Annotated in this window: 1 protein-coding gene; it reads left to right on the top strand. The window is 56.6% G+C overall.

Features of this window, described 5'->3' with window-relative positions; translation table 11 throughout:
- Window positions 1–235 (top strand): hypothetical protein (locus AC1RPT_RS08270; RefSeq protein ID WP_481763070.1); only part of this gene is annotated, 235 nt, incomplete at both ends.

Raw genomic sequence — 235 nt, 5'->3', positions numbered from 1 at the left:
ATCCGAAATCGATCAACTCAAGTCCGAAATTGCGAGGCTCCGCAACGAGCGCGCGGCCTCGGAACGCGTGACTGACAAGCATACGGCACGAAAAGCCGCAGAACTTGCGGGCTCCGGCTACAAATACTCCGGCTACATTCTCCAAAACGAGAAAGGCGAACGTGTGTTCATTGAGATGGGCGCAGTTCGCTGGATCGACAACAAGGCTATGTGGCAGCTGATGCACCCGGGACCG

It is taken from the genome of Dellaglioa sp. CoH-56-MRSF-11 (assembly GCF_056782135.1).
This window is presented reverse-complemented; position numbering and strand designations above follow the sequence as displayed.